21 protein-coding genes are annotated in these 25,776 nt (G+C 69.4%); 11 read left to right on the forward strand and 10 right to left on the reverse strand.

Translation table 11 applies throughout. From position 1 onward, the window contains the following. Positions 1 to 125: 125 nt before the first annotated feature. The gene (locus QZ749_RS04940; protein ID WP_296943949.1) at positions 126 to 1,088 is read right to left on the reverse strand and encodes a hypothetical protein; all 963 of its coding nucleotides are present in this window, start codon (positions 1,086 to 1,088) and stop codon (positions 126 to 128) included. Positions 1,089 to 1,532: 444 nt separating this feature from the next. On the opposite strand from QZ749_RS04940, the gene QZ749_RS04945 reads away from it, so the two are divergent. Continuing rightward, the gene (locus QZ749_RS04945) at positions 1,533 to 2,090 is read left to right on the forward strand and encodes a glutathione peroxidase (protein ID WP_296943951.1); all 558 of its coding nucleotides are present in this window, start codon (positions 1,533 to 1,535) and stop codon (positions 2,088 to 2,090) included. Positions 2,091 to 2,108: 18 nt separating this feature from the next. Here the strand turns inward: QZ749_RS04945 and QZ749_RS04950 are convergent, their stop codons facing one another. The 3 genes from QZ749_RS04950 to tssK form a co-directional block, all read right to left on the reverse strand. Next, positions 2,109 to 3,368 carry a nitrite reductase gene (locus QZ749_RS04950; protein ID WP_296943953.1) on the reverse strand — a complete coding sequence of 420 codons (1,260 nt, stop codon included), beginning with the start codon at positions 3,366 to 3,368 and terminating at the stop codon, positions 2,109 to 2,111. Positions 3,369 to 3,630: 262 nt separating this feature from the next. After that, a complete protein-coding gene (gene icmH / locus QZ749_RS04955) occupies positions 3,631 to 4,395 on the reverse strand; it encodes a type IVB secretion system protein IcmH/DotU (protein ID WP_296943956.1) in 765 nt (254 codons plus the stop codon). A 99-nt stretch (positions 4,396 to 4,494) separates the two neighbouring features. Beyond that, on the reverse strand, positions 4,495 to 5,838 hold the full coding sequence (gene tssK / locus QZ749_RS04960) for a type VI secretion system baseplate subunit TssK (RefSeq protein ID WP_296943959.1): 1,344 nt from the start codon (positions 5,836 to 5,838) through the stop codon (positions 4,495 to 4,497). Positions 5,839 to 6,151: 313 nt separating this feature from the next. Between tssK and QZ749_RS04965 the strand changes: the two genes are divergently transcribed. From QZ749_RS04965 to QZ749_RS05010, 10 genes are all read left to right on the forward strand, one after another. Continuing rightward, complete coding sequence (locus QZ749_RS04965) at positions 6,152 to 6,757, forward strand: hypothetical protein (RefSeq protein ID WP_296943961.1); 606 nt, start codon at positions 6,152 to 6,154, stop codon at positions 6,755 to 6,757. Between the two features lie 33 nt (positions 6,758 to 6,790). Next, positions 6,791 to 7,294 carry a type VI secretion system contractile sheath small subunit gene (gene tssB, locus QZ749_RS04970; protein WP_296943963.1) on the forward strand — a complete coding sequence of 168 codons (504 nt, stop codon included), beginning with the start codon at positions 6,791 to 6,793 and terminating at the stop codon, positions 7,292 to 7,294. Positions 7,295 to 7,296: 2 nt separating this feature from the next. Further along, positions 7,297 to 8,802: a type VI secretion system contractile sheath large subunit gene (gene tssC / locus QZ749_RS04975; RefSeq protein ID WP_296943965.1), complete on the forward strand. Its 1,506-nt coding sequence runs from the start codon at positions 7,297 to 7,299 to the stop codon at positions 8,800 to 8,802. A 43-nt stretch (positions 8,803 to 8,845) separates the two neighbouring features. Next, a complete protein-coding gene (locus tag QZ749_RS04980) occupies positions 8,846 to 9,340 on the forward strand; it encodes a type VI secretion system tube protein Hcp (RefSeq protein WP_296943967.1) in 495 nt (164 codons plus the stop codon). A 39-nt stretch (positions 9,341 to 9,379) separates the two neighbouring features. Continuing rightward, positions 9,380 to 9,889: a type VI secretion system baseplate subunit TssE gene (tssE, locus tag QZ749_RS04985; protein ID WP_373896781.1), complete on the forward strand. Its 510-nt coding sequence runs from the start codon at positions 9,380 to 9,382 to the stop codon at positions 9,887 to 9,889. A gap of 1 nt (position 9,890) precedes the next feature. Next, positions 9,891 to 11,735, forward strand: coding sequence for a type VI secretion system baseplate subunit TssF (tssF, locus tag QZ749_RS04990; protein ID WP_296943970.1), 1,845 nt, complete (start codon positions 9,891 to 9,893; stop codon positions 11,733 to 11,735). Continuing rightward, positions 11,699 to 12,781, forward strand: a complete 1,083-nt coding sequence (gene tssG / locus QZ749_RS04995; protein ID WP_296943973.1) for a type VI secretion system baseplate subunit TssG — start codon at positions 11,699 to 11,701, stop codon at positions 12,779 to 12,781. The genes tssF and tssG overlap by 37 nt, the downstream gene beginning before the upstream one ends. A gap of 33 nt (positions 12,782 to 12,814) precedes the next feature. Then, the gene (tssH, locus tag QZ749_RS05000; RefSeq protein WP_296943976.1) at positions 12,815 to 15,475 is read left to right on the forward strand and encodes a type VI secretion system ATPase TssH; all 2,661 of its coding nucleotides are present in this window, start codon (positions 12,815 to 12,817) and stop codon (positions 15,473 to 15,475) included. Positions 15,476 to 15,509: 34 nt separating this feature from the next. Then, positions 15,510 to 16,466, forward strand: coding sequence for a hypothetical protein (locus QZ749_RS05005; protein WP_296943978.1), 957 nt, complete (start codon positions 15,510 to 15,512; stop codon positions 16,464 to 16,466). A gap of 104 nt (positions 16,467 to 16,570) precedes the next feature. Further along, complete coding sequence (locus QZ749_RS05010; RefSeq protein WP_296943981.1) at positions 16,571 to 17,641, forward strand: glycoside hydrolase family 43 protein; 1,071 nt, start codon at positions 16,571 to 16,573, stop codon at positions 17,639 to 17,641. Positions 17,642 to 17,651: 10 nt separating this feature from the next. Here QZ749_RS05010 and tssA read toward each other — a convergent pair whose 3' ends face one another. Genes tssA through QZ749_RS05040 form a run of 6 tightly spaced genes read right to left on the reverse strand, consistent with a single transcriptional unit; the run spans position 17,652 to position 25,622 of the window. Further along, entirely contained in the window at positions 17,652 to 18,692 is a 1,041-nt protein-coding gene (tssA, locus tag QZ749_RS05015) for a type VI secretion system protein TssA (protein WP_296943983.1), read from the reverse strand. Positions 18,693 to 18,707: 15 nt separating this feature from the next. Continuing rightward, on the reverse strand, positions 18,708 to 19,529 hold the full coding sequence (locus tag QZ749_RS05020; protein WP_296943985.1) for an OmpA family protein: 822 nt from the start codon (positions 19,527 to 19,529) through the stop codon (positions 18,708 to 18,710). 4 nt (positions 19,530 to 19,533) lie between these two features. Next, complete coding sequence (gene tagF / locus QZ749_RS05025) at positions 19,534 to 20,520, reverse strand: type VI secretion system-associated protein TagF (RefSeq protein WP_296943987.1); 987 nt, start codon at positions 20,518 to 20,520, stop codon at positions 19,534 to 19,536. Beyond that, positions 20,517 to 24,413 (reverse strand): type VI secretion system membrane subunit TssM, encoded by a 3,897-nt coding sequence (gene tssM / locus QZ749_RS05030; protein ID WP_296943990.1) that lies wholly within the window; start codon positions 24,411 to 24,413, stop codon positions 20,517 to 20,519. Before tssM ends, tagF begins: the two co-directional genes overlap by 4 nt. A 14-nt stretch (positions 24,414 to 24,427) precedes the next feature. Continuing rightward, the gene (locus QZ749_RS05035; RefSeq protein ID WP_296943993.1) at positions 24,428 to 24,772 is read right to left on the reverse strand and encodes a hypothetical protein; all 345 of its coding nucleotides are present in this window, start codon (positions 24,770 to 24,772) and stop codon (positions 24,428 to 24,430) included. A gap of 10 nt (positions 24,773 to 24,782) precedes the next feature. After that, a complete protein-coding gene (locus QZ749_RS05040; protein WP_296943996.1) occupies positions 24,783 to 25,622 on the reverse strand; it encodes a M15 family metallopeptidase in 840 nt (279 codons plus the stop codon). Positions 25,623 to 25,776: the final 154 nt, after the last annotated feature.

A 25,776-nucleotide genomic window follows, 5' to 3' on the forward strand; every position in this document is an offset into this window, starting at 1 on the left:
GCGCCCGCCTGGACGCGCGGGACCCGATCGTCGATGACGACCTCGAGAAGGGCGCGGGCGGACGGCCCGATCGCCGACGTTTGTCGGGCCTGCGCAGGGCAGACGGTATCGGCTTCGCCTGCGGCTCACAGCTTGTCGAACTTGCCGTTGTCCCGCAACTGGTAGCGCTTCTTGCCGTCGCGGTCGACGCAGGCATACGCGTCGTCGATGGTGCAGCCTTCGTTCAACTGGTCGGTCACCTTGCCGTTGCGGATGGCGAGGTAGGCACCCGACATGGCATCGCGCTCGTCGTTGCCGCCCTCGAGGTCGTCCACGCGCACCAGCAGCACGTCCTTCAGCGGCGGCAGCAGCATGAAGGTCGGATGCAGCTTGCTGGCGAACGGCGGCGCATAGTCGTCCGCATGGTTGCCACCGCCTTTGTTGTAGTCGTGCCTGCCGATGAGTTGCGCCAGCGGGTCGGCATCCTTCTCGTTCGCCACGTACGGGTAGAACACGGGCGCGCATTTGTCGGTCGCCTGCGGCACGCCCCCGGCGCGCGGGATGATGCCCGCGCACAGGTGCGAAAAGGTGGCGGTGCTGAACGGCAGCTGGCTCAGCTTGCGGCCGCCGAGCGGGATCGACGGGTCGACGGGGCGCGCGGTGCCGCCGTCGCTGCGCACGTAGCTGTAGAAGGACGATCCAGCGAATGGCAGCAGCAAGCGCTTGTCGGTGACCAGGTAGTCGCCCAATGGGGTGGCGCAGTCGGTGTCGATGTCGGCCTCGTAATAGTCCGGGCCGCCCTTGAGCGAAAAGGCAAAGTGCTTCGCAAGATAGCCGTCCAGTGTCGTTTCGTCGACGCCGTCTTTCAACAGGGCCTGGAATGGCGTCGAATAAAGATAGCGTGTCTTTCTCAGCTTGACGAAGCAGGTCGGCGAAACAGCGGCGCTGCCGTTCACCATCTGGAGCCAGGGCGACTTCGGCGCAGCCACCTTGGCGCCGCCGTCGTAGTCCATCCCTTTTTCGTAGCGCCAGGTGCCGGACAAATCGACCGCGCAGGCCTGGCCTGCCAGCATGGTTGCGAGGACGAGGGGGAGCGCGAATGGATGCATGGTCCTGTCGTCAGTGCGATGAGTCATCAATCTTGTTCCTGGAGATTTTCATGTCGGCTTGGCCGTTCCCTGCCCGTGACGACGTCGACACCGTCTTTCGATGGCGCGCGTGTCGACGCATCGACGCGATCGGTCTTTTCCCCCGCTTGAACGGGGGACGTCGTTGCCGGTGCTGGCGACACGGGAATGCCCGCGCAATGCATGCGCTCGAGGCGGTGTTCCTGCTTCGCCATGTCGCATAACGCTTGGCCGCCGGCCATGTCCTGCGAGGTGGCGTCATCGCGACCGGCCGTCGACGTCGGCGCGGATCGCCCCCCGTCATCCGATGTAACGATTACGGCTGTAAGTATTACAGATTCTCGTTCCTGCAGGCATACGATCGAATCGTGCGCGCACGCGACTATACTGGCTGTCCCGACGATGCAGGAAAGAGGAGTCAACCGTATGGACAAGGAAATCGGCGACATCCCGTTCCGCCTGATGGACGGCGGCGAATCGACGCTGTCCGCCTGGCGCGGCAAGGTGGTGCTGGTGGTGAACGTGGCGTCGCAGTGCGGCCTGACGCCGCAATACGAAGGGCTGGAGCGCCTGTTCGAGCACAAGCGGGACGCCGGCCTGGTGGTGCTGGGTTTCCCCGCCAACGACTTCGGCGCCCAGGAGCCGGGCAGCAACGAGGAGATCGCGGCGTTCTGCAGCGCGCGCTACCAGGTCGCCTTCCCGCTGGCGCAGAAGCTGTCGGTCAAGGGCCCGGATCGCCATCCGCTCTACGCGGCGCTGACAGCCAGCCAGCCGCGCGCCGCGGACCCGGCCGGCGGCGCATTGCGCGCCAAGCTGGAGGGCTACGGCTTCCGCCAGGACGACCCGACCGACGTGCTGTGGAATTTCGAAAAATTCCTCGTCGGCCGCGACGGCCGCGTGGTGGCGCGCTTCAATCCGGACGTGGCGCCGGACGATCCGCAACTGCTGGCGGCGATCGACCGCGCGCTGGCGAACGATGCCTGATCCCCACCGGGGGCAAGGTCAGGGCCTGGTCTCCGTACAGAGCTCGTCCGGATGCTCGCTCAGCACGATGCGGCGGATCCGGTCGCGCTCGAAGAACGGCACCTCGGGGCAATAGCGCTTGCCCGCGGCGGTCGCCACCTGTTTCCAGCGCACCGCTTCGGAGCGCACCAGCTTGAGGGCGCCGTCCGGCGCGCGCTTCCAGACGTCGATGCGCGGCATCGGGGTCAGCGTGTCTTCCGACGTGCAATCCTTGAAGTCGCCGAGCGTCAGCACCAGCCGCGCGCCGATCTGCTCGACCCGTTCGGGGTAGTCGATGCGGCCGTCGCGATAGGCCGGCATTACGTAGCAGTAGCGCCGGGCGCCGCCGACGAGGACCGGCACCACGGCGCTGGTCGCCATCGCGCTTTGCATCAGGTTGCCGGCCTGCCAGCGATACGTGGTCACGCCGTGCTCGCAGCAGCCGTTGCGCCACTGCGACACGACGGCGGCGTGCGGCGCGTCGAACTCGGGCGCGGTCACTTCCTGCAGCGAATCCGGCGCGTCGCGGAAGCGCCCGCCGGCCCGGTCGAACAGCCAGCTCTGGTGCGGCACGTCGGGGCTGTTGGGCAGGTCCAGCGCCAGCGTCAGGTCGGGCGCGCCGTCGAAGTCGGCGTCGACGACGTTCGGCACGAACACGCCGCAGGTATTCTGCGAATCGGTGGGCAGTTCCTGGAACAGCTTGCCGTCGCGGTACAGCCGCACCGCCGAGACGTGCGGCGCGCGCTCGCAGCTGTCGTCGCGGTCCGGCAGGTCGCTCGCGACGATGCGCACGTCGAACGGGAACGGCTGCGTTTCGCGCAGGCGCAGCGGCAGGCTGCGCGTGCCGTCCGGCGCGCGCCAGGTGCCGGACGGCGCGCCGTCGGTCCAGTCCAGTTCCCAGGTGCCGGTATGGGCCGCGTGGGCGGACGACTTCTGCATGTCGCGCTCCGTCAGTTCGGCCTTGTCGTCCTTGATGTCGCCCTCCAGCGCCAGGCGCTTGCCGGGATCGATGGAGCAGGGCGCGTAGCAGTAGGAGCCGGACAGGCGGTCGTCGATGCGGATCAGCGTCGCCTCGACCGCCTTGTCGCCGATCCGGCCCGTGTACGTACGCGTCCAGGCGGGAAATTCGACGGGGTCGTCGCCTTCCCCGTCCTGGGCGGCCCAGGCGGGCGCGGACAGCAGGGGCAGCAGCAGGCAGGTCAGCAGCAGGCAGGTCAGCAGGGCGGCGAGGACAGAGCGGACGGAGCGGATGGCAGGCATGGTTCGGGGCGCTTTCACCTTGTTGGCGGCGTGGGTCGATGGGACGCGGCGCCGGGCGATTCCGGCCGGCGCAACCGTGAGTGTACAAGCGTCTGCGTCGGGTTGCCACTTCGGCATTGTGCCGGGTGCCCGCCCCCTGTCGTCCATGCGCGTGCCCGGCGGTCCTGGCGCCAGCGGGCCGCCGGTCGGACTCAGGCGCGCATGCGGCGACCAGCCGTGCAGGACGGCGTCTCCGCCGAAGGCGGCGGCGCGGCCGGCGCCATCAGGGCAGCGTGATGGTCAGGTTGGCCGCCCGCGGCGCCATCTTGACGACGTCGCTGTAGGCGTTCATGCGTTGTTCGCTGGCGCGCCCGAGCGAGGTGCGCAGGCCGACGTAGCCGAGCACGCAGATCAGGCCGAACACCGAGTACAGCACCCACAGCGGCAGGTCGCTGCGCAGCTTGTGCACGATCTGGTCGGGGCGCTCCGCATGCGGCGCGAAGCCGCCACGCTTGCCCTTCATGTGGGCGATCTCGTCGCCCAGGCGCGAGGTCAGGTAGTTGAGCTTTTCGGTGCCTTCCAGGATGTAGCGGCCCTGGAAGCCCAGCAGCAGGCACATGTGGAACACCTCGAGCGCCTGCAGGTGCGCGCTGCCGCGGGCGCGCAACTGTTCCAGGCGGTCGAAGAAGTTCTCGCCGGCGAGCTGGTCGCCGAACAGCTGCAGCTGCAAGGGCTTGCGTTCCCAGGCGTCGCGGATCGGGAAGGTGGAGCGCAGGATGATCTCGTCGACGGCCGCGCAGAACGCGTACTTGGCGGCCTCGATGTCGTCCGGCGACGCATTCTGCTTGCGCGCGTTGCGCCCGAAGTCGTCGAGGAACTGCGTCATCTTGCGTGCGAACGCGGCGTCGTCCTGGGGGCGGTTGCCGTTCTTGAGCATGAACAGCGCGTAGAAGCCGTCGTACATCAGGTCCAGCAGCGTCTGCGGCGCGCTGCCGGCCGGCGCGGGCGCGGCGGCGCCCATCAGGGAAGGTGCGGTGGCGGTGCTCATCGTGTCGTCCTCGTGGTGTTTCTCGTCCCGGTCGTATTCCTCGTGGTCCTGGTCGTGCTGATCGTCCTGCTCATCGTCCTGTGCATGGTCTTGCCCACGTCAGGACGTCACGGCCACCAGGTCCAGCGTCGCATCCGACATGCTGCCCGGGACGTAGATCGAAATCGACTGCGCCTGCAGCATGCGCTCGTACATCTGGCCCTTGGCCTCGACGGCGAAGTACACCGCGTCGGGCCGCACCGGCACGGCGGCCGGCACCTGCGGCGCATGCACCAGGCGCACGCCCGGCATCGCCGACAGCACGAATTTCTCGACGTCGTCCGGGGCGCCGACCTTGAAGCGCAGCGGCACGGCGTCGAGCAGCTCGCCGGCCGGCATGCCGCTCGAGACGGCGAGGTAGAACGCGGTCTTGTCGTCGATCTTCTGCGAGTCCAGCATGCCGTGCCAGTACGACGGTTTCACTTCGCGCAGCGCGATGGCGAAGTACTTCGCCGAGATCACGGTGTCGAGCAGTTCGCGGATGACCTGGTGCAGCGTGGCGAAGGCGGGACCGGGGTCGGCATGCTGGTAGGGCGGCAGGTCGGCCAGCGTCCAGCTCTTCGAGAACGTCATCAGGCTGCCGGCCAGCGCCAGCAGCTGCTCGTACAGCCGCTCGGGGTGCAGCGCCGGGTGGTGGAAGTAGTGCGACAGCGTGGCGCAGGCGGTGCTGGCGGTGTGCAGCAGCCAGAACGTCGACATGTCGCCCGAGCGGAACTCGATCACGTGCCGGCTCGGCTCGCGGTGGTGGCCGTACAGGGCGCTGACCTTGGCCTGCAGCGCGTCGAGCAGGCGGCGCAGCTGCAGGAACAGCTGCGGGGCGCTGCGGATCGTCAGGCTGGGGGGGACGAAGCCGGCATCGAGCTCGAAGCCGCCGGTGGCCGCGCGGCGCAGGCGCACGAGCGGGAAGTGGACATAGGAGTCGAGCGGTTCGGCGTCCGACACCAGGCGCACGGTCTTGCGCAGGTAGGACAGCTGGGCGCTGGCGGCCTGGGTGTACAGGTCGGGCGTGTCGCGGTTGGCCTGCTGGAAGCGCACGGCATTGGCCGCCTCGCCGGCGGCGCCGCTGAAATTGCCGCCGAAGGGCTTGAAGCCGGGCAGGGCGGCGTGGTAGGTCACCACCTGCACCGCTTGCGGCAACTGGCTCAGGTCCACCGCCTCCGGCAGCTCGTCGGCGCCCGGCGCGGACACCAGCTCGCCGTCCTGGAAGCGCAGCGACAGTTCGAGCAGGCGCAGCGTGTCGTTGGCGAGCGCGTCGCGGTCCACCTGCAGCGTGCCGACGCCCCACGCATACGGATGCAGCAGCCCCGCCGTGCGATGCAGGCGCTCCTCGTGATACTGGTCCTGTTGCTGGAAATGCTGGGGCCGCAGGAACAGCCCCTCGCCCCACAAGATCTTGCCGCTCATGCCATGCGACTCCCGCTGCCGATGTTGAAAATGGCTGAACAGTAACATTTCTTTTGAATACGCTGCGCGCGATTCATGACACAAATTTACCGCGTGATAATTCGTGAGTTTCTGGCGGGTGCGATATCCGTCATGCCGTTTCACTCGCGCGGCGCCCGATAAACGTGGGAATTGGTGAGATTTATGCAGGATGGGACACCCGCGCACGATTCGGGTTTTATTGTGCCTCGTCAATAAAACAATTTTGATAATATAAATTGGGTTTCACAAAATTATCACGTTGTTATTACTATTTAACAGTTGCGAGGAAAGCATGACCGCTGCAATTCCGTTCCCCCGCCTGGGCCGTTTCATTGGCGCCGTCGCCTGCGCCGTCACCCTGAGCGCATGCAGCACGCCGCAACCGAAGGTCTCCGAGGCGCCGGCCAAGCCGTCGATGGAAGAGATGCTCGCCAGGGCCGGCCAGGCCAGCACGGCGGGCCAGAAGGAGCAGGCGGTCACGCTGTGGAAGGAAGCGGCGGCCGCCTACCCGGCCGACAAGACGCCGTGGACGAACATCGCCCAGACCCGCTACGACGCCGGCCAGTACGGAGAGGCGATCGTCAGCGCCCAGGAAGTGCTGGTGCGCGACCCCAACGACCGCCTGGCCAACAGCATCATCGCCATCAGCGGCCTGCGCCTGTCGACGCGCGCCCTGGCCGACCTGAGCCGCCAGAACAACCTGTCCGGTTCGATCCGCACCGAGTCCCAGGACCTGGCCAAGCTGCTGCGCGAGAGCCTGGGCGAGCAGGTGCTGGTGCCGCCGCCGCCCGCGCCCGCGCCGGCCCCCGCCAAGGGCGTGGTCGCCAAGGGCAAGAAGGGCAAGGCGAAGGCGGCCGACGGCGGCTCCGGCGCCGATCCGTTCGGCGCCCTGAAGTGACAGACCAGTTCATCCAGAGATAAAGGGAGTCCCATGTCCAGAAATTCCAGTGTGCAGAAGAAGCTGCAGAAGATCCGCCCGCCGCGCGTGCAGATGACCTACGACGTCGAGATCGGCGACGCCATCGAGAACAAGGAACTGCCGATGGTGGTCGGCGTCGTCGGCGACTTCGGCGGCAATTCCGAGGTGCCGCAGAAGCGCCTGAAGGAGCGCAGCTTCGTCGGCATCGACCGCGACAACTTCGACGAGGTCATGAAGGGCGTCGAGCCGCGCGCGGCCTTCCGCGTCAAGAACGAATTGTCGGACGAAGGCGGCCAGTTCGCCGTCGACCTGAAATTCCGCTCGATGGACGACTTCCGTCCTGAAGCCGTCGTGCAGCAGGTCGAACCCCTGAAGAAGCTGCTGGAGGCGCGCACCAAGCTGGCCGACCTGCGCAACAAGCTGGCCGGCAACGACAAGCTGGAAGACCTGCTCAACGACGTGTTGAACAGCACCGAGAAAATGGCCGCGCTCGGCCAGAACACCACGAAAGAATGACCATGTCCGCGCCATCGAATGCCGCCTTCGCGGCCGACACCGCAGCAGCGGTGCCCACGTCCGCCCCCGAGTCCGACCTGCTCGACCGCATCGTCGACGAAAGCCGCGTCGCCAAGTCCGGCGCCGAGCATGCCCGCGCCAAGGACCTGATCGCCGAACTGGTCAACCAGGTCATGGAAGGCACCGTCGTCGTGTCCGACAACCTGTCCGCCACCATCGACGCGCGCGTCGCGGAACTGGACCGCCTGATCTCGGAGCAGCTGTCGGCGGTGATGCACGCGCCCGAGTTCCAGAAGCTGGAGAGCAGCTGGACGGGCCTGAACTACTTGGTGCGCAACACGGCCACCAGCCCGAACCTGAAGATCAAGATGCTCAACGCGACCAAGCGCGAGCTGGTCAAGGACTTCCAGAGCGCCATCGAGTTCGACCAGAGCACGATGTTCCGCAAGGTCTACGAGGAGGAGTTCGGCACCTTCGGCGGCGCGCCGTTCGGGGCGCTGCTGGGCGACTTCGAGATCACGCGCCAACCGGAAGACATGTACTTCATCGAGCAGATGTCGCACGTGGCGGCGGCCGCGCACGCGCCGTTCATCAGTTCCGCCTCGCCGGAGCTGTTCGGCCTGGAGACCTACGCCGACCTGGGCAAGCCGCGCGACCTGTCGAAGGTGTTCGACACCGTCGAATACGCCAAGTGGAAGTCGTTCCGCGAATCCGAGGACGCGCGCTACGTCGGCCTGACGCTGCCGCGCTTCCTGGGCCGCCTGCCGTACAACCCGCTGGACGGCGCCACTACCGAGGGCTTCAACTTCGTCGAGGACGTGGACGGCACCGACCACCATAAATACCTGTGGTGCAACGCGGCCTACGCCTTCGGCACCAAGCTGACCGGCGCGTTCGAGGATTACGGCTGGTGCGCGGCGATCCGCGGCGTCGAGGGCGGCGGCCTGGTGGAAGGCCTGCCCACGCACACCTTCAAGACCGACGAGGGCGAGGTCGCGCTGAAGTGCCCGACCGAGATCGCCATCACCGACCGCCGCGAGAAGGAGCTGTCGGACCTGGGCTTCATCTCGCTGGTCCACTGCAAGAATACCGACTACGCCGCCTTCTTCGGCGCCCAGTCGGCGCAGAAGGCGCGCAAGTACAACACCGACGCCGCCAACGCGAACGCGGTGCTGTCGGCGCAGCTGCAGTACATCTTCGCCGTCTCGCGCATCGCCCACTACATGAAGGCCATGATGCGCGACAAGATCGGCAGCTTCGCCGCCGCGTCCAACGTCGAGGACTTCCTGAACCGCTGGCTGACGCAGTACGTGCTGCTGGACGACAACGCGACGCAGGAACAGAAGGCGCAGTTCCCGCTGCGCGAAGCCAGCGTGCAGGTGTCGGAAGTGCCGGGCCGGCCGGGCGTGTACCGGGCCGTGTCGTTCCTGCGTCCGCACTTCCAGCTGGACGAGCTGTCCGTTTCGCTCCGACTGGTCGCGGAGCTTCCCGCATCGACCAAGGCTTAATGTGTCCCCCGTAGTAAAACCATACTGAAAGGAAGAAACCAACATGGCAATCGACGTCTACCTGCAAATCGACGGCATCAAAGGCGAATCGGCCGATGCCGCCCACAAGGACTGGATCGAGGTCAAGGGCGTCCAGTGGGAAGTCCTGCAGCCGAAGTCGGCCACCGCGTCGACCGGCGGCGGCCACACCGCGGAGCGCACCGAGCACAAGGACATCGTCGTGTCCAAGCTGGCCGACCTGGCCACCCCGATCCTGCTGCAGACCTGCTCGTCCGGCAAGACCATTCCGAAGGCGAAGTTCGAATTCCTGCGCGCCGACGGCCAGGGCGACCGCGTCAAGTACTTCGAGATCGAACTGGAGAACGTCCTGATCAGCAGCGTCTCGCCGTCCGTCGAGCCGGGCAACATCCTGACCGAGGACGTGGCGCTGAAGTACTCCAAGGTCAAGTGGAAGTACACCCAGCAGAAGGTCGGCGGCGGCTCGGGCGGCAATACCTCGGGCGGCTGGGACCTGGCCTCCAACAAGATCGCGGCCTGATCCGCGGCCCGATTCGCAGCCACGGGACGGGAGCGCACGATGCCGAACATGGCTTTCACGCCGGGCCTGCTGGACCGGCTGATGGACCGGCCCGGCCAGGCACAGGGACAGGGCCCGGCCGGCGGCACCGTGCCGCGCGTCTCGCTGGAGGAAATGAAGGATTCGGTGGCGCGCGACCTGGAAGCGCTGCTGAACACGCGCGCGGTACTGCCGGAGGAGAGCTTGAAGCGCTATCCGGAGTGCGCGCGCTCCATCGCCGCCTACGGCCTGCGCGATTTCGCCGGGCTGTCGCTGTCCAGCACCGACGACCGCGCCTTCATCTGCCGCAGCCTGGAACAGGCCATCGCGCGCCACGAGCCGCGGCTGCGCAACGTCCAGGCCAGGCTGGAATTGCGTGACGACGCCGTCAACCGGCTCAATTTCGCGATCACCGCGCTGATGGTCGTCAGCGCCGCCCACGAACCGGTCAACTTCGACGCGGTCCTGCAGCCGTCCAGCCTGCACTACACGATCAGCAAGGCGCGCCGTCCGGCGTCGCCGGGAGCATGAGTTGGACCAGTTACTACCGTACTACGAGCAGGAGCTCGGATTCCTGCGGCGCTACTCGCGCGAATTCTCCGAACGCTATCCCAAGATCGCCGGCAAGCTGCTGATCGGCGGGGAGGTCTGCGAAGACCCCCACATCGAACGCATGATCGAGTCGTTCGCGCTGCTCAATGCGCGCGTCGCCAAGCGCCTGGACGACGATTATCCGCAGTTCACCGAAGCGCTGTTCGAGGTGCTGTACCCGCACTACCTGCGCCCGTTCCCCTCGTGCTCCATCGCGCGCATGGACTTCGCCGCCGCCGCCGCCCAGATGACGGCCGCGGCCGAGATCCCGCGCGGCACCCAGCTCGCCACGCGCCCGGTGCGCGGCGCGCCGTGCACCTTCCGCACCGCCTATCCGGTGACGGTGGCGCCGCTGGCGCTGGCGCAGGCGCGCTTCGACGCGATCCTGGACGCGCCCGACGCCGTGCGCGCGCCGCCGCAGGCGACGTCGTCGATCTCGATCACGCTGTCGGCCACCTCGCCGCAGGGCGGCATCGCCCAGCTCAAGCTGGCGCGCCTGCGCGTGTTCCTCGACGGCGAACCGTCGTTCTGCGCCGCGCTGCGCGATGCGCTGTTCCTGCGCGCCGTGGCCGCCTACGCCGAAGCCGACGGCAGCGGGCGCTGGGTGCCGCTGGCGCAGGTGCCGCTGCAGCCGGCCGGCTACGCCGAGGACGAGGCGCTGATCGACTTCCCGGCGCGCTCGCACGCGGCCTACCGCCTGCTGACCGAATACTTCTGCTTCCCGGAGAAATTCAACTTCGTCGACATCGACCTGGCCGCGTTGACCGCGGCGCTGCCGGCCGGCGCGCGCACCATCACGCTGCACCTGGCGCTGTCGGGCCTGCGCAGCGACTCGAACACGGCGCGCATGCTGGGCACGCTGTCGGCGACCAACATGCTGCTCGGCTGCACGCCGGTGGTGAACCTGTTCCGCCAGCGCGGCGAACCGATCCGCCTGACGCACGCCACGGCCAGCTACCCGGTGCTGGCCGACGCGCGCCGCGCGTATGCGTTCGAGGTGCAGTCGATCGACGCGGTGCGCTTGGTGCGCCAGACCCCGCAGGGCGAGTCGATCGTCGCGTTCCGCCCGTTCTACGCGCTGCGCCACGGCCAGGCGCCGGAAAAGAACGGCCACTACTGGATCGCCCGGCGCGACCCGGCGCTGGCCGAGAAGAGCCCGGGACACGAGACCCAGATTTCTCTGGTCGACATCGACTTCGACCCGGCCGAGATCGAGACCGACACGCTCAGCATCGAGCTGACCTGTACCAACCGCGACCTGCCCGCGCTGCTGTCCTACGGCGTGCGCGGCGGCGACCTGTTCATGGAAGGCGGCGCGAGCGTGCGCGCCATCACCTTCCTGCGCAAGCCCACGCCCTCGTACCGCTTCGAGCGCGGCGGTGGGGCGCACTGGCGCCTGATCTCGCACCTGGCGCTGAACCACCTGTCGCTGTCGGGTGCCGGGGTCGATGCCTTCCGCGAGATGCTGGCGCTGTACGACCTGCCGCGCTCGCCGGCCTCGCAGCGCCAGATCGGCGGCATCGTCGCGGTCGAGCACCGGCCCGCCACCGCCTGGCTGGCCGGGAACCCGTTCGCCTGCATGGTGCGCGGCATCGAGGTGCGCCTGGAGATCGACGAGGAGGCGTTCGTGGGCAGCGGCGTGGACGCCTTCGCCCACATCGTCGAGCGCTTCCTCGGCCTGTACGTGCACGCCAACAGTTTCACGCAGCTCGTGATCGTTTCGAACAAGACCGGAGGGGAGCTGCTGCGATGCATGCCACGAAGCGGCGATTTGAGCCTGCTGTAATCGAGCGGCTGTTCGCGCAGCCCTACCGCTTCCAGTACTTCCAGGCCGTGCGCATGATCGAGCTGTGGCTGCGCCGCCGCGGCATGCCGGAAGAGGGCGCGCTGGCGAATTTCGTGCGCTTCCAGAACTCGACGTCGATGGCCTTCCCGGCCAGCGAGATCGAGGCGCTGGCGCCGGAGCCGCGCGAGCTGGCCACCGATCCCGGCGCGCTGGCGCGCGCGCTGCACGCGGGCGAGCTGCGCTACGTGCGCCTGACCCCGGCCTTCATGGGCCTGCTGGGCAGCAGCGGCGCGCTGCCGGCGCACTACACCGAACGGATCGGCGCGCACGTGCTGTACGAGCGCGACGAGGGGCCGCGCGCCTTCCTGGACGCGTTCTCGAACCGCACGCTGGCGCTGTTCTACCGCGCCTGGGGCAAATACCGGCTGGAGCTGACCTACGACCGCGGCAAGGACGGCTTCCTGCCGCTGCTGCTGTCGCTGGCGGGCATGGGCCACGCGTCGCTGCGGCGGCGCCTGTCCGACCACGGCGAGGGCGTGCTGGACGAGTCGGTGGCGTACTTCGCCACGGCGATGCGCCAGCGGCCGGCATCGGCCGTGCAGATCGCGCGCGTGCTGGCCGAGTACTTCGGCCAGCCGGTGCGCGCCGAGCAGTTCGTCGGCCGCTGGTACGACGTGCCGGCGCGGCAGCAGACCACGCTGGGCATCGGCAACGCCACGCTGGGCGGCGGCGCGCTGGCCGGCACGCGGGTGTGGCAGCGCGACCTGCGCGTGCGCCTCGTGATCGGCCCGCTCGACCTGCGCGCCTACGAGACCTTCCTGCCCGGCGGCCGCGCGGCGCGGGCGCTGGCCAGCATGCTGACGATGTTCACCGGCCTGGCCCTCGAGTACGAGGTGCAGCTGGTGCTGCGCGCGGCCGACGTGCGCGGCGTCGCGCTGGACGGGGAGCGCGACGCCGGCGGCCGGCTGGGCTGGGACGGCTTCCTGGTCGACGGCCCGCAGGCGGCCGACCGCGCCGACCTGCACTACGAGATCCATGCCTCGTGAGGGGCCCAACAAGATGAATGACAAGGAGCAGGCATGAGCATCAACCTGAAGACGCTGATCGGCAAACTGAACGACACCAGCCGCGCCGCCGCCACCCGCGCGGCCGGGCTGTGCGTCTCGCTGGGGCAGTACGAAGTCGACATCGAGCACCTGCTGCTGGCGCTGCTCGAGCAGCCGTCCAGCGACCTCGCCGTCGTCGCGCGCCGCTGCGGCGTCGCGCTCGACCGGCTCGAAGCCGACCTGAGGGCCGAGGTGGCGACGTTCAGGAGCGGCAATACCCGTACGCCGGTGTTTTCCGAACGCCTGCCCAAGCTGTTCGAGCATGCCTGGCTGATCGCGTCGCTGGACCTGCGCGCCGGCGGCGCGGCGCAGATCCGCAGCGGCCACCTGCTGCAGGCGCTGCTGGTCGACCCCGAACTGTCGCAGCTGGCGCACCGCGACTCGGCGCTGTTCGCCGCGTTCGACCTCGACCAGCTCAAGCACCGCTTCGACGAGGTCACGGCCGGCTCGCAGGAGGCGCCGCAGGCGGTGGCCGCGGCGCCAGCCGCGCCGGAGGGCGCCGACCCGGTGGGCGAGCTGGAACGCCAGGCGGCGACCAGGACCCCGGCGTTGGACCAGTTCACCACCAACCTGACGCAGCGCGCGCGCGACGGCAAGGTCGACCCGGTGATCGGGCGCGACCCGGAAATCCGCCAGGCCATCGACATCCTGATGCGGCGGCGCCAGAACAATCCCATCCTCACCGGCGAGGCCGGCGTCGGCAAGACCGCCGTCGTCGAAGGCCTGGCGCTGCGCATCGCCGCGGACGACGTGCCGGCCGTGCTCAAGGGCGTCGAGATCCACGTGCTCGACATGGGACTGCTGCAGGCCGGCGCCAGCGTCAAGGGCGAATTCGAGAACCGCCTGAAGAACGTCATCGACGAGGTGAAGAAAAGCCCGACGCCGATCGTGCTGTTCATCGACGAGGCGCACACGATGATCGGCGCCGGCGGCACGGCCGGCCAGAACGACGCGGCCAACCTGCTCAAGCCGGCGCTGGCGCGCGGCGAACTGCGCACCATCGCCGCCACCACCTGGGGCGAATACAAGAAGTATTTCGAGAAGGACGCGGCGCTGGCGCGGCGCTTCCAGGTCGTGAAGGTCGAGGAACCCAGCGAGGAACTGGCCTGCGCGATGCTGCGCGGGATGGCGCCGCTGATGGAACGGCACTTCGGCGTGCGCGTGCACGACGAGGCGATCACCGAGGCCGTCCGCCTGTCGCACCGCTACATCAGCGGGCGCCAGCTGCCGGACAAGGCCGTCAGCGTGCTCGACACCGCCTGCGCCAAGGTGGCGCTGGGCCGCGACGCCGCGCCGGCGCGCATCGAGGAACTGGCGCGCGCGCTGGAGCGCATGGCGCTGGAGCGCGCCGCGCTGGAACGCGAGACGGCCGGCGGCAACCCGGCGCACGGCGCGCGCCTGCAGGAACTCGGCGACCGGCGCGCCGCCATGGAAGCGGAACTGGCGCAGCTGCGCGCGCGCTGGGAGCGGGAACAGGACCTGGCTGGCCGGATCGGGGCGGCGCGCGCGCTCCTGGAGGAAGGCGGCGACGCCAGCGACGCCAGCGCGGGCGCCGACCTGCAGGCGCTGCAGGCCGAGCTGAAGGCGCTGCAGGGCGAGTCGCCGCTGGTGCCGCTGCAGGTGGACGGCCACGTGGTGGCCGGCATCGTCGCCGGCTGGACCGGCATCCCGCTCGGCAAGATGGTCAAGGACGAGATCCGTACCGTGCTGACGCTGAAGGACCTGCTGGAGCAGCGCGTGCTGGGCCAGCCGCACGCGATCGAGGCCGTCGCGCAGCGGGTGCGCACGGCGCGCGCCCACATGGACGATCCGGACAAGCCGCAGGGCGTGTTCCTGTTCGTCGGCCCGTCCGGCGTCGGCAAGACCGAGACGGCGCTGGCGCTGGCCGACGTGCTGTACGGCGGCGAGCGCAAGCTGGTCACCATCAACATGAGCGAGTACCAGGAGGCGCACAGCGTGTCCGGCCTGAAGGGCTCGCCCCCGGGCTACGTCGGCTACGGCGAGGGCGGCGTGCTGACCGAGGCGGTGCGCCGCAACCCGTACAGCGTGGTGCTGCTGGACGAAGTGGAGAAGGCCCACCCGGACGTGCTGGAGCTGTTCTTCCAGGTGTTCGACAAGGGCGTGATGGACGACGCCGAGGGGCGCGAGGTCGACTTCCGCAACACCATCATCATCCTGACCTCGAACGTGGCGTCCGGCGCCATGATGCAGGCGTGCCTGAACAAGCCGCAGGATGCGCTGCCGGCGCCCGAGGCGCTGGAAGACCTGATCCGCCCGGCCCTGGTCAAGCAGTTCAAGCCGGCCTTCCTGGGGCGCCTGAAGGTGGTGCCGTACTACCCGATCCCGGACGACGTGCTGGCCGAGATCATCGCGCTCAAGCTGGAGCGCATCGGCCGCCGCGTGGCCGCCAACCACAAGGCGCAGTTCACCTGGGACGACGCGCTGGTCGATGCCGTGCTGGCGCGCTGCACCGAGGTGGACTCGGGCGCGCGCAACGTCGACACCATCCTGAACGGCACGCTGCTGCCGGAGATCGCCGGCACCGTACTGGCGAAGATGGCGGAAGGAACGCCGATCGCGCGCATCGCGGCCGGTGCCGACGAACAGGGGCGCTTCACCTACGCCATCGAATGATCAAGGACGTCGCTTTGCCGATCACGAGGACACCATGGAAGACCTGAAGGACCCATCCACCACCGTGCATGCCGCGCCCGGCGCGCCGGCCCGCCCGCGCCGGCGCTGGCTGCGCGCGCTGCTGTACCTGCTGGCCGCGGTCGGCGTGCTGGCGCTGGCGCTGATCGGCTACGCCGTGTACCGCCACGGCAAGGACGCCGGCCCGCCGCGCGTGGCGATCGACGAGACGGCCGTCATCGACGACGTGATGGCGCAAACCTACGGGAAGTATTCGGCGGCCAGGAAAGGCTGGCTGTACGTCGGCGACGACAACATCACCTACCTGATGCGGGTGGTCCAGCAGGCCAGGATCCCGGACGGCGCCGACGGCGACGAGCTGTACTTCATCGCCAGCGGCACGGCCGTGGACGGCAGCGAGAACGCGATGTACGGCGCCTTCCACGTCCATCCGAACCATCCCAACGACGGCAACCTGGCGCAGGTGAACACGCAGATCCGGTATCCGTCGACGCAGGCGGTGCGGCCGGAGCAGGTGCATTTCGAGGCGCTCAGCGAGAACCTGTGGGGCTGGGTGGTGAAGGCGCAGACCGGCACCGATCCCGAGCTGTACCCAGTGACGGTCACCAACACGGTGCTGGCGCCGCACGGCGACGAGATCGCCGTGCTGGGCGAGTTCCTGGCCTCGCGCGAATCGAATCCGGGCCGGCCCTGCGACGAGGCCAAGGCGGCGTGGGAAGCCTACAACCGCCCGGCGCCGGCCGGCAGCGGGGACGAGGACGAGGGCATCGACGAAACCGAGGAGCCGCTGCGCTGCGAGAAGCGGCGCTGGACCTATCGGACCGCGACCGTCAACGGCAACGTCCCGGTGCCGATCACCGTGACGGTCGGCGGCACGCTGGACGGGCAGGCGGTGGAGGCGCGCACGTGGAAGATGATGTTCGATCCGAAGAGCTTTGCCTACGATGTGCCGGCCGAGCTGAAGAACCAGTAGCCGGCCGTGCGACGTGGCTGCCGGCCGCCGGGCCGGCAGCGGCGCGTGCAAGATGGCGCACGCCGGTGCGCCGCCACCACTGTCCGCAGAAAGGATGCCATCCGATGAAGACGCCCCCGGGACGCGTGCAACGCACCCTGTCGTTCCTGTCCTGCGCGCTCGCCTGCGCGTGCGCGCACGCCGCCAACCCGATCGTCCCCGGCTGGTATGCCGATCCGGAGATCCGCATCTTCGGCCACAAGTACTGGATTTATCCGACCTACTCGGACGACCTCGACGCGCCGGCCCGCGCGTCCTCGTTCACGCCTGCCCAGCGGCGCATGCGCGCCCGCGCGGACCTGATCTGGGAGCCCTACCTGAAGCAGACCTTCCTGGACGCGTTCTCGTCGCCCGACCTCGTGCACTGGACCAGGCACGAGCGCGTGCTCGACGTGGAAAACGTGTCCTGGGCCGCCTACGCCGTGTGGGCGCCGTCGGCGCTGCGGCGCAACGGCAGGTACTACCTGTTCTTCGGCGCCAACGACATCAAGGGCGACGGGCAGCTGGGCGGCATCGGCGTGGCGGTCAGCGACCGTCCCGAGGGACCGTTCAGGGACGCCCTCGGCAAGCCGCTGGTCGGCGCCATCCACAACGGCGCCCAGCCGATCGACCAGATGGTGTTCCAGGACGACGACGGCCAGGTGTACATGTACTACGGCGGCTGGAAGCATGCGAACGTCGTCCGGCTGGCGCCCGACCTGCTGAGCGTGGTCCCGTTCGCCGACGGCACGACCTACAAGGAGATCACGCCCGACCCGGCCTACGTGGAGGGTTCGTTCATGGTCAAGCGCAAGGGCGTGTACTACCTGATGTGGTCGGAAGGGGAGTGGACGGGGCCGGACTACAGCGTCGCCTACGCGATGGGCGCGTCGCCCACCGGGCCGTTCAAGCGCATCGGCAAGATCCTCCAGCAGGACGGCCGCATCGCCAGGGGCGCCGGCCACCATTCCGTCGTCAACGTCCCGGGCACCGACGACTGGTACATCGTCTACCACCGCCGTCCGCTGGCGGACAAGAACGGCAACCACCGCGAGATGGCCATCGACCGCCTGGAATTCGACGCCGACGGCACCATCCGCCCGGTGGTCATGACCAACGAGGGCGTGGCGCCGCGGCCGCTGGCCGCGGCCCGGTGAGCGCGCAGGCTCACGCCTGCGGCGGCACGCCCAGCAATTCCTCGATGTGGGCCAGCGAGCCCTGGTCCTTGATCACCGAGCGCAGCCAGGTGTGCAGGTCCTGCTCGCCGGCGCTGGCCGCCTTCTCGGCGAAATAGGACACGGGGCTGTGCGGCTCCGTCTCGCGGAAGAACTGCGCCAGCGCGCGCAGCTGCGCGATGGCGTCGGCGCGGTTGCGGACCTGGCCGGGAGCGGACCGGGCGACAGGGGCGAAGGCCGGAGCGGGATCGGCGCCGGCGGCGGCCTCGGTGGCCGCGCCGGGCGCCGGCGCGGGCGTCGGATCGGCCGGGGCCTCGACCGGCGCGGGCATGACGTGCAGCATGCCCTGCAGGGCGTCGCGCGCGGCCGAGAAGCCGGGGCTGTCCTGGCCCAGGCGCGCGTCCGCCGCGCGTTCCAGCGCGCCCAGCGCATCCAGGCAGTACTGGGCGTCGGCGCGGAAGGTGGCGACGAAGGCGAGCGAGTTGGCGCGCTTGGCCGCTTCCATGTCGGCCAGGCGCGGATGGGCGTCCGCCTCGCCGCCGGCGGCGCGCTTGCGCGCGGCCTCGAAGTCGACGGTCGACCAGGCGCTGGCGCGGCCCTCGGTCAGCGGCACCTCGCGCACCAGCGCGCGCAGGCGCGACAGGATCCACGCGACGTTGCCGATGCGCTGTTCCTGGTCGCCGCCGTCGGCTTCCGGGTACAGGCCGCGGTCCCAGTACTGCTCGCACAGGCCGGCCAGCACGCGCAGGCCTTCGCCCAGGCCGCGCAACTGGTGGCGCTTGGCGGCGGCCTCCGCCAGCCAGACCGCGATGCGCAGGTCCTTGGTGCGCTCGGCCAGCAATTGCGCGCAATGCTTGACGACGTAGTCCCAGTCGGCTTCCTTCAGGTCCGTCACCCATTCGCCCTGGGCGAGCGAGGGGTCGTCGAAGCGGCGCGCCTGGGCGATGGCGTCCATGTCGGCGGAAAACGCCATGTCGGCGCCGGACGGGTTGGGACCGGGGATGGGGGCGAGTAGCTGTTCTGCGGTAAACATGATGTCCTTTGCTGCCTACTGGGCGAGGCGGAATTCGATGCGGCGGTTGCGCGCGCGGCCTTCGGGCGTGTCGTTGCCGGCGATCGGGCGGTCCGGCCCCTGGCCGCTGGCGCTCAGGAGCTCTTCCGGGATGCCGTGGCCCGCCAGGTAGGCCTTGACGGTGGCCGCGCGCGCCTGGCTCAGGCTGACGTTGCTGGCGCGCAGGCCGGCGCTGTCGGTGTGGCCGATGATCTCGATGCGGCGGCCCTTCAGCTTGAGCATCGCGGCCACCATCTCGTCCAGGATCGCGCGGCCGGCCGGCGTCAGCGTCGCCTGGCCGCTCTCGAATTCGACGGTGCGGTTGGCCAGCGTGTTGTCCAGGATCGACTGGTCGGCGGCGGACACGCGCAGGCCGTTGTTGACGGTATAGGTCGGGTTCAGGCTGGTGGCCACGCTGCTGGCGATGCGCTGGCGCAGCGCCTCGTTGGCCACCTCGCCGCGCAGGCTGACGGTGCTGCCGTCGATCTTCAGCTGGCCGCGGCTGATCTGGCGCAGGTCGGCGTTGATGAGCTTTTGCACGTAGCCGTTCCAGTTGGCCGGGGTGGCGACCGGGCCGATGGCGATCTGGTCGACCACGCGGTCGGCGCCGTAGACCTCGCGCAGTTTCGCCAGGACGGCGGCCTTGGTGGCTTCGTCGGGCACGGTGCCGCTGGCCAGCACCTGGCCGGGCTGCGGCGCGGCGGGCGCCGGCGCGGCGTTCTGCGCCAGGGCGGAAGGCGCGGACAGGGCGGAGAAGGTGGACAGCGCGAGCAACTGGGCGGCCAGGGCGGCGCGGGTGCAAAGGGTGGTAAGTCGCATGATCTCAGGTTCCGATGAATGCCGTGCCGACCGATTCCAGCGCGGACTTGAGTGACAGGCTGCCCTGGGCCAGGTAGGTCGACAGCTTCTTGACGGCGTAGTCGCTGTCGACCTGGTCCTCGACCCAGTCGAGTTCCTCGAACGCGATGTGGTGGTCCAGCCCCGCCTGCGGATCGAGGATCGTGCGCAGCGTCTGGGCCGAGGCGCCGGAAAAGCCGATCACCAGGGCCGGCCGCCCGTCCAGGCGCGTCAGGAACAGCGCCAGCTCGAAGTCGGCGCGCGCCAGGAACGGCGTCACCAGGTGCATCCAGAAGGCCGCCACCAGGTTGCGGTAGACCGGATCGCGCGGCAGCGGCAGCACCAGGCTCTTTTCCAGCCGGCTCGAGCTGCTGGCCAGCACCGGCTGCAGCAGCATGCCCAGCGCCAGCAGGATCTGGCGCACCGCGCCGCGGTGGCCGGCCTGGGCCAGCATGTCGTCCAGCGCGCCCACGGTCTGCAGTTCGAGGAAATCCTCGAACGCGGCGTCGTAGGCGGCGGTGCGCAGGTCCAGTTCGATCGGCTGGCTGCTGGCGGCCTGCAGCGGCACGGCCGGGTCGCCGGCGTCGCGCACGCCGGCCGTCAGCGTCTCCAGCCGGGTCCACAGGCGCGTGAACACCAGCGGGGCATTGGGCACGAACGCGCCCGGCTCGGCCACTTCCATCGCCCCGACCATCAGGAACGGGTAGCGCCGGCTCGACTCGTCGCTGCTGGGGACGATGTGGCCGCCGATCGCGTGGCGGCGGCGCGGGCCGACGAAGGCGAAGTGCAGCGGCGCGGCGGCGTCGTAGGCGAGCTTCCAGCGCGCGTTGGCGCTCATCAGGTCCATCGCCTCGGACAGCCAGTCGTCCAGCACCTTCAGCAGGGCCGGGCTGGTGCTGCCCTTGACGAAGTCGCCGCGGCTGGGCAGCTTGCCGAAGTAGCCGACGCTGACGGGGGTGACGGCGCGGCTCATGGCTGCGCTCCTGCGGCGCCCAGCATGGCCGTGCGCACCGGCGCCGCCGGCGTCGCGGGCGCGGCCGGCGCGGCGGGAGCGGCGGGAGCGGCGGGAGCGGTCGGCGCGGCGGGGGGAGCCGGCACCGTGATGGTCTCCGGCAGGCGCAGGCGCTTGAAGCCCTGGGCCGGCTGCTGCGCGGCCTGGGCCGGCGCCGGGGCGCTCGCCAGCACCTTCAGGTTGGCGGTCACCGCGACGCCGCCGTTCTGCCAGGTCAGCTCGAACACGCCGCCGTCCTTGCGCTTGCGCTGGGCCGCGTCGATCATCTTCTTGAGGCCGAAGTGGCCCGGCTCGTCCAGCAGCACGACGTTGCGTCCCTCCGGCGTGAGCGCGGTGATCTTGGCGCCCGGGACGCCCGCCGGGTTCGGCCAGGCCATGTGCACCCAGGGCTGCGGCTGGCCGCGCCAGCGCAGCTGCTGGCCGTCGATCTCGATGGTGAACTCGGTCGCGCCGGTGGTGCCGAGCGCCTGCACGTCGAACTTCGTCTGCGCCTCGCCGCCGCTGGACGCGGCCGCGTTGGCGACGCCGCCGGCCGCCAGCGGCGCGACCCAGTTCGGGAAGCCGGCGATCACGCTCGGGGCCAACGTCACGCCCATGTTGGCCCAGGTGCGGCTGCTGAGCGAGTCGCCGCGGCGCACCACGAGCGGACCCATGGTCGTGTCGAAGAACTTGGCGATGGCGCCTTGCGGACCGAACACCTCGGCGATCTCGGCGTTGCTGGCTTCCGCGCGCGACTCGGTCGCGAACGGGTACTTGACGGCCAGGTTCTTGTTGAACGGCTGGACCACCTGCGCCGCCCACACCTTGTTGATCTCGGCCTCGGCCGGCTGCACGATGACGGCGAAGGTCTGCATCAGCGGCCGCACCAGCACCGGGCGCAGCGCCTGGCGCTGGGCGTCGGTCATCCCGACCAGCATCTGCTCGTCGACGTACTTGAAGGCGTCCGCCAGTTCCGAGCCGCTGCCTTCGAGCGTCTGCTGCATCAGCTGCTTGGCGCCGGGGCCGGGGTCGCCCTGGTTGCGGATCTGGTTGAAGCGCGCGCGCAGCTTCGACAGCTGGTCGATGTAGCCGCGCATCAGCGAGGCGTCGCGGTCCTTGGCCACCACCAGCCGCGCCACGCCGGCGAACTCGCGGCCCACGGGGCCGAGCGGCAGCGTGCCGCCCTGGGCCGGCGCGGCCTGCAGGCTGACGTTGACGGCGGCCGGCTTCTGGCGCAGCACGGTCTCGCGGAACCAGCCGGCCAGGCCGCTCTGGGCGCGCTGCAGCCCGGCGCCGACCAGCGACGGGTTGTCCCACGAGGTCTGTTCGTAGACGGTGGCCACCAGCTTGTCCAGCGGCGAATTCTGCGGGTCGCCCAGGCGGTTCATGGCGCCGGCGGCGGCGTCGAAGCCGTTCAGGTCGCGTACCGTCACGCCCTGCATGAACTTCTGCCATTCGCGCGCGTACTCGGTCTTGTACAGGTCGACCAGCGACTTCTGGATCTGTTCCGGGCTGCCTTCCAGCGTCAGGTCGTCCTTCGACGAGGTCTTGAGCACCCAGTCGGCGCTCTGCAGTTCGCGGTTGGCGGCGTCGCGGAACGCGTCCTGGACGAAGCCTTCCCACGCCTGGCGCGTGAAGCTGCCCGAGATCGCGTAGCTGCCCAGCACCAGGTCCTTGTCCTGGTCGCCGACGATGCGCGCCACCGTCACCGAGGGATAGCGGGTGGCGGCGCGCGCCTTGACGTCGGCATACACGCGTTCGCGCGCCGGCATGCCGCGCACCACGCGGCGCAGGTTGTCGCGGGTCTGGTCGACCAGGGCCAGGCGCGCGTCGATGGTCGGCCACGAGGGGTCGTTGACCTGGGCTAGCGTGAACGCGATCATGCGCTCGGCGCTGCGGATCATCTGCTCGCGCGGCATGGCGCCGCGGTTGCCTTCCAGCCAGCCGCGCCAGAAGCGGGTGATCTGGTCGTTCAGGTGGGCGCTCTCGGCGCGCGATTTATCGGCCAGCATCAGGTAGGTCTTGAGCGCGTTGTAGGCGTCCTCGGCGTCGGCCGGCGAGGCGTCCTTGAACTGCTGGGCGCCGTTTTCCACCGCGGCCGCGTCGGCGGCCGGCGCGGCGGCCAGCGCAGTGGCCGGTGAGGTGGCCGCAGAAGCGGCCTGCGCCGGCGCGGCGCCGACCGGCTTCGTCATCGGCTGCAGGCGGCCGGCGTTGCCGTTGACCTCGGCCAGGAACGATTCCAGCGACTGCGCGACGGGCTTGAGCATGACTTCGCGCACGCCGTTGAAATACTCTTCCTTCAGCTTGCGGTTCAGCAGGTCGCCCTGGTACATGCCCAGGCCCAGCGACAGCGGCCGGTGCTCGGCGTAGCGGTCCAGCTGCTCGATGCGGTCCTGCAGGATTTCCAGCGCCTGGAAGCGCGACTGCAGGTCCAGGCTGCGCGCCTGCACCTTGACCGCCTGGTCGAGGTCGGCCTGCACGTTGGCCACGAGCTGGCGGTTGTTCATGTACGACCAGCTCCAGCCGGCCAGCGCCAGCCCGACCAGGGCGGTGGCGCCGAAGAAGGCGGCGTAGCGCAGGCGCATCTTGGCCGGGCTGGCGTACTGGGCGACCAGGTCCTTGTCGGCGAAGATCACCTTGCGGAACAGGTTGAGCAGGAAGTAGCCCTGCTGCTGGTGCTGTTCCTCGTGCGCGGGCGGCTGCAACTGCAGGTCGAAGCGCTGCGCCACGCGTGCCGACGACGCCGACACGGTCTCGCCTTCCTGCAGCGCGCTGGTGAAGTAGAAACCGCGGAACACTGGCTTGAACTGGAACGGGTTGTCCTCGAACAGGGTGGCGACGAACGCGCGCAGCGCCGGCTTGATCGACGAGAATTCGAGCGGGAAGGTGAACACGCCGGGCGGCATGCGCTCGCGCCACTGCAGCGCCATGTTGGCCAGGCTCAGGTCCTTGAGGCCGTCGTACAGCTCGTCGAAGCGGGCGTCGAACTGGTTCAGCAACTGCTCGCTGCTGGCGTTGCGGTCGTAGGGCAGGGTGGCGCCCCAGACCTTCTCGCGCTCGCCGCGCTCGGCGTCCTGGAAGAACTCGTTGAAGCCGTTGATCAGGTCGGCCTTGGTGAACACGACGTAGACCGGCGCATGCACTTCCAGCCGCTCGGTCAGCTCCTGCACGCGCTGGCGCAGGTTCTTGGCCAGGTTGATGGCGAACTCGGGGCGGTTGCGGGTCAGCTCGGCGATGCTGACGGCGATGACGACGCCGTTGATCGGCGCCTTGCGGCGGTGCTTCTTGAGCAGGTCGAGGAAGCCGAACCATTCGGCGCGGTCGTCGTCCACCACCGAGTAGCGCCCGGCCGTGTCGAGCAGGATGCCTTCGGTGGTGAAGAACCAGTCGCAGTTGCGGGTGCCGCCCACGCCCTGCACGATCTTGGTGTCGGCGAACGGGAACTGCAGGCCGGAACTGGCCACCGCCGTGCTCTTGCCGGCCGCCGGGTTCCCGATGATCATGTACCAGGGCAGTTCGTACAGTGCCGCGTTGCCCGACAGCTGGCCCAGCTTCGAACCCTTGATGGTGGAAATCGCTTCCAGCAAGCGCTTGCGGATGACTTCCGTCTCCTGGCGCTGGGTGGCGTCGGCCACGGGCTTGTCGGCCTGCTGCTCGAGCATGTCGCCGATCCGGTCGGCCTTGCGCCGGTGGCGCCAGCGGCGCAGCAGCAGCACGGCGGCGCCCAGCGCCAGCGCGATGCCCAGCACGATCCAGGGAAGCAGCGGCGGCCATTGCAGCAGCCGCGCGGCCAGCAGCAGCAGGGCCGCGAACGCGAGCCAGCCGATGACGGTCAGGCTGGTGCGGGTGGTCAGGAATTGCCGGATTGTTTGCATGATGACGAGTGTGGTCAGGATGGGAGGCGGGACAGCGAAGGGGCCGGCGCGACGACCAGGGCGTCGCGGCGTACGGGATCGGGGTTGGCAAGGAACAGGGCGGCGCCGCGTTCGCGCACGGCGTCGGCGGCCAGCGGCAGGCCAGCCAGCCAGGCGCAGGTGCCGCAGGCGCCGCGGGCTTGGCCGGTGCGCAGCAGGTGGGTGGCCGGATCGCGCGCGGGCAGGCGCGCGCCGGCGGCGTCGAGGGCGTCGCCGCGCGGCGTGCGCAGCGCGCCGGCCACCGGGGCGAGCGGCGCCGCCGCCGCGGGCCTGTGGCGATGCCGGACGCGCGCGTCCGGCCGGATCGAGGGTACTGCCATCGTTGCGCTCCTATCGCTTCATCACGCCGGGCATGCGCAGCTCCGTATGCCCGAAATCCATCATCTTCCAGCGCCCGCCCCAGGTCAGGCCGAGCGACTCGGCGACCTCGCCGTACAACTGGTAGCCGCGCATCGCCCACGGATCCTTTTCCGAGATCACCAGCCTGCCGTCGCGCACGAACGCGCAGTCGGCCGCCAGGCCGTACTGGTGCCAGCTCTGGTAGGCCTTGGCATTGGTCACGCCCGGTCCCAGCGCCGCCAGCGCTTCCTGGCGCGCCGGGCTGCGGTAGCCTTCCAGGATCGCCATCTCGTAGCCGTGGCGCTCCTTCATGATCTGGAACACCTTCAACAGGCGCTGCGTGTAGGCGTCGTTCATCAGCGCCCAATCGCGGCTCGCCGAGGCCAGCATCGGCCGCTCGCGCGCCGCCTCGGCCTGCACGAACACCAGCGGCGGCAGCGCCGGCGGCGGCACCAGCTGCTCCCCCTGCAGCAGGCTGGCCACCTGGTCGTTCACCTCGCGCGTCGACGATTCGTAGCCGCCCAGCGTGGTCCGCTGCGCGAACAGCAGGGCCAGCAGGGGCGGCAGTCCGATCAGCACGGCGCCGGCCACGCAGGCCAGCAGGTGGCGGCGCACGAAACCGGTCAATGCGCCGGCCGCCGCCGCTCCCTGGCCGGTGATGGCGACCGCTTCGCCGAGACGGCGGCGCGCCAGGGCGCCGGCGCGGCGACCCAGGCGCTGGCCGGCGCCGGCAAGGACGTTCATCACGAATTCACGGCCGGAAGGGAACAGGATCATCCAGCTGATGCCGCATGCCAGTACAAAATATGCGCTTACTGCCAGCAACCACACAGGATTTTCCTCCGGAACTTTCGGGACACATTCATGTCACAAAAACATTTCCTCGGAGTATAACTTGGTCATCTAACAACCCTGCGCACGATTGGCGCGCGGGGGCGCGCGGCAAATGTGGTAGCGCGCACGATTAAAACGCAACATCGCGCCA

The sequence above is a fragment of the uncultured Massilia sp. genome, assembly GCF_913773735.1.
Taxonomy (GTDB): domain Bacteria; phylum Pseudomonadota; class Gammaproteobacteria; order Burkholderiales; family Burkholderiaceae_D; genus Telluria.

What these genes read in the sequence shown, in the direction of transcription:
- tagF (WP_296943987.1), bottom strand. Translation starts at nt 20,520, where the DNA reads ATGAGCCGCGCCGTCACCCCCGTCAGCGTCGGCTACTTCGGCAAGCTG.
- QZ749_RS05035 (WP_296943993.1), bottom strand. Translation starts at nt 24,772, where the DNA reads ATGGCAGTACCCTCGATCCGGCCGGACGCGCGCGTCCGGCATCGCCAC.
- QZ749_RS04965 (WP_296943961.1), top strand. Translation starts at nt 6,152, where the DNA reads ATGACCGCTGCAATTCCGTTCCCCCGCCTGGGCCGTTTCATTGGCGCC.
- QZ749_RS05020 (WP_296943985.1), bottom strand. Translation starts at nt 19,529, where the DNA reads ATGCGACTTACCACCCTTTGCACCCGCGCCGCCCTGGCCGCCCAGTTG.
- tssG (WP_296943973.1), top strand. Translation starts at nt 11,699, where the DNA reads ATGCATGCCACGAAGCGGCGATTTGAGCCTGCTGTAATCGAGCGGCTG.
- QZ749_RS05005 (WP_296943978.1), top strand. Translation starts at nt 15,510, where the DNA reads ATGGAAGACCTGAAGGACCCATCCACCACCGTGCATGCCGCGCCCGGC.
- tssH (WP_296943976.1), top strand. Translation starts at nt 12,815, where the DNA reads ATGAGCATCAACCTGAAGACGCTGATCGGCAAACTGAACGACACCAGC.
- QZ749_RS05010 (WP_296943981.1), top strand. Translation starts at nt 16,571, where the DNA reads ATGAAGACGCCCCCGGGACGCGTGCAACGCACCCTGTCGTTCCTGTCC.
- tssK (WP_296943959.1), bottom strand. Translation starts at nt 5,838, where the DNA reads ATGAGCGGCAAGATCTTGTGGGGCGAGGGGCTGTTCCTGCGGCCCCAG.
- QZ749_RS04980 (WP_296943967.1), top strand. Translation starts at nt 8,846, where the DNA reads ATGGCAATCGACGTCTACCTGCAAATCGACGGCATCAAAGGCGAATCG.
- tssC (WP_296943965.1), top strand. Translation starts at nt 7,297, where the DNA reads ATGTCCGCGCCATCGAATGCCGCCTTCGCGGCCGACACCGCAGCAGCG.
- QZ749_RS04950 (WP_296943953.1), bottom strand. Translation starts at nt 3,368, where the DNA reads ATGCCTGCCATCCGCTCCGTCCGCTCTGTCCTCGCCGCCCTGCTGACC.
- tssB (WP_296943963.1), top strand. Translation starts at nt 6,791, where the DNA reads ATGTCCAGAAATTCCAGTGTGCAGAAGAAGCTGCAGAAGATCCGCCCG.
- QZ749_RS04945 (WP_296943951.1), top strand. Translation starts at nt 1,533, where the DNA reads ATGGACAAGGAAATCGGCGACATCCCGTTCCGCCTGATGGACGGCGGC.
- tssM (WP_296943990.1), bottom strand. Translation starts at nt 24,413, where the DNA reads ATGCAAACAATCCGGCAATTCCTGACCACCCGCACCAGCCTGACCGTC.
- icmH (WP_296943956.1), bottom strand. Translation starts at nt 4,395, where the DNA reads ATGAGCACCGCCACCGCACCTTCCCTGATGGGCGCCGCCGCGCCCGCG.
- tssE (WP_373896781.1), top strand. Translation starts at nt 9,380, where the DNA reads ATGCCGAACATGGCTTTCACGCCGGGCCTGCTGGACCGGCTGATGGAC.
- QZ749_RS04940 (WP_296943949.1), bottom strand. Translation starts at nt 1,088, where the DNA reads ATGCATCCATTCGCGCTCCCCCTCGTCCTCGCAACCATGCTGGCAGGC.
- tssA (WP_296943983.1), bottom strand. Translation starts at nt 18,692, where the DNA reads ATGTTTACCGCAGAACAGCTACTCGCCCCCATCCCCGGTCCCAACCCG.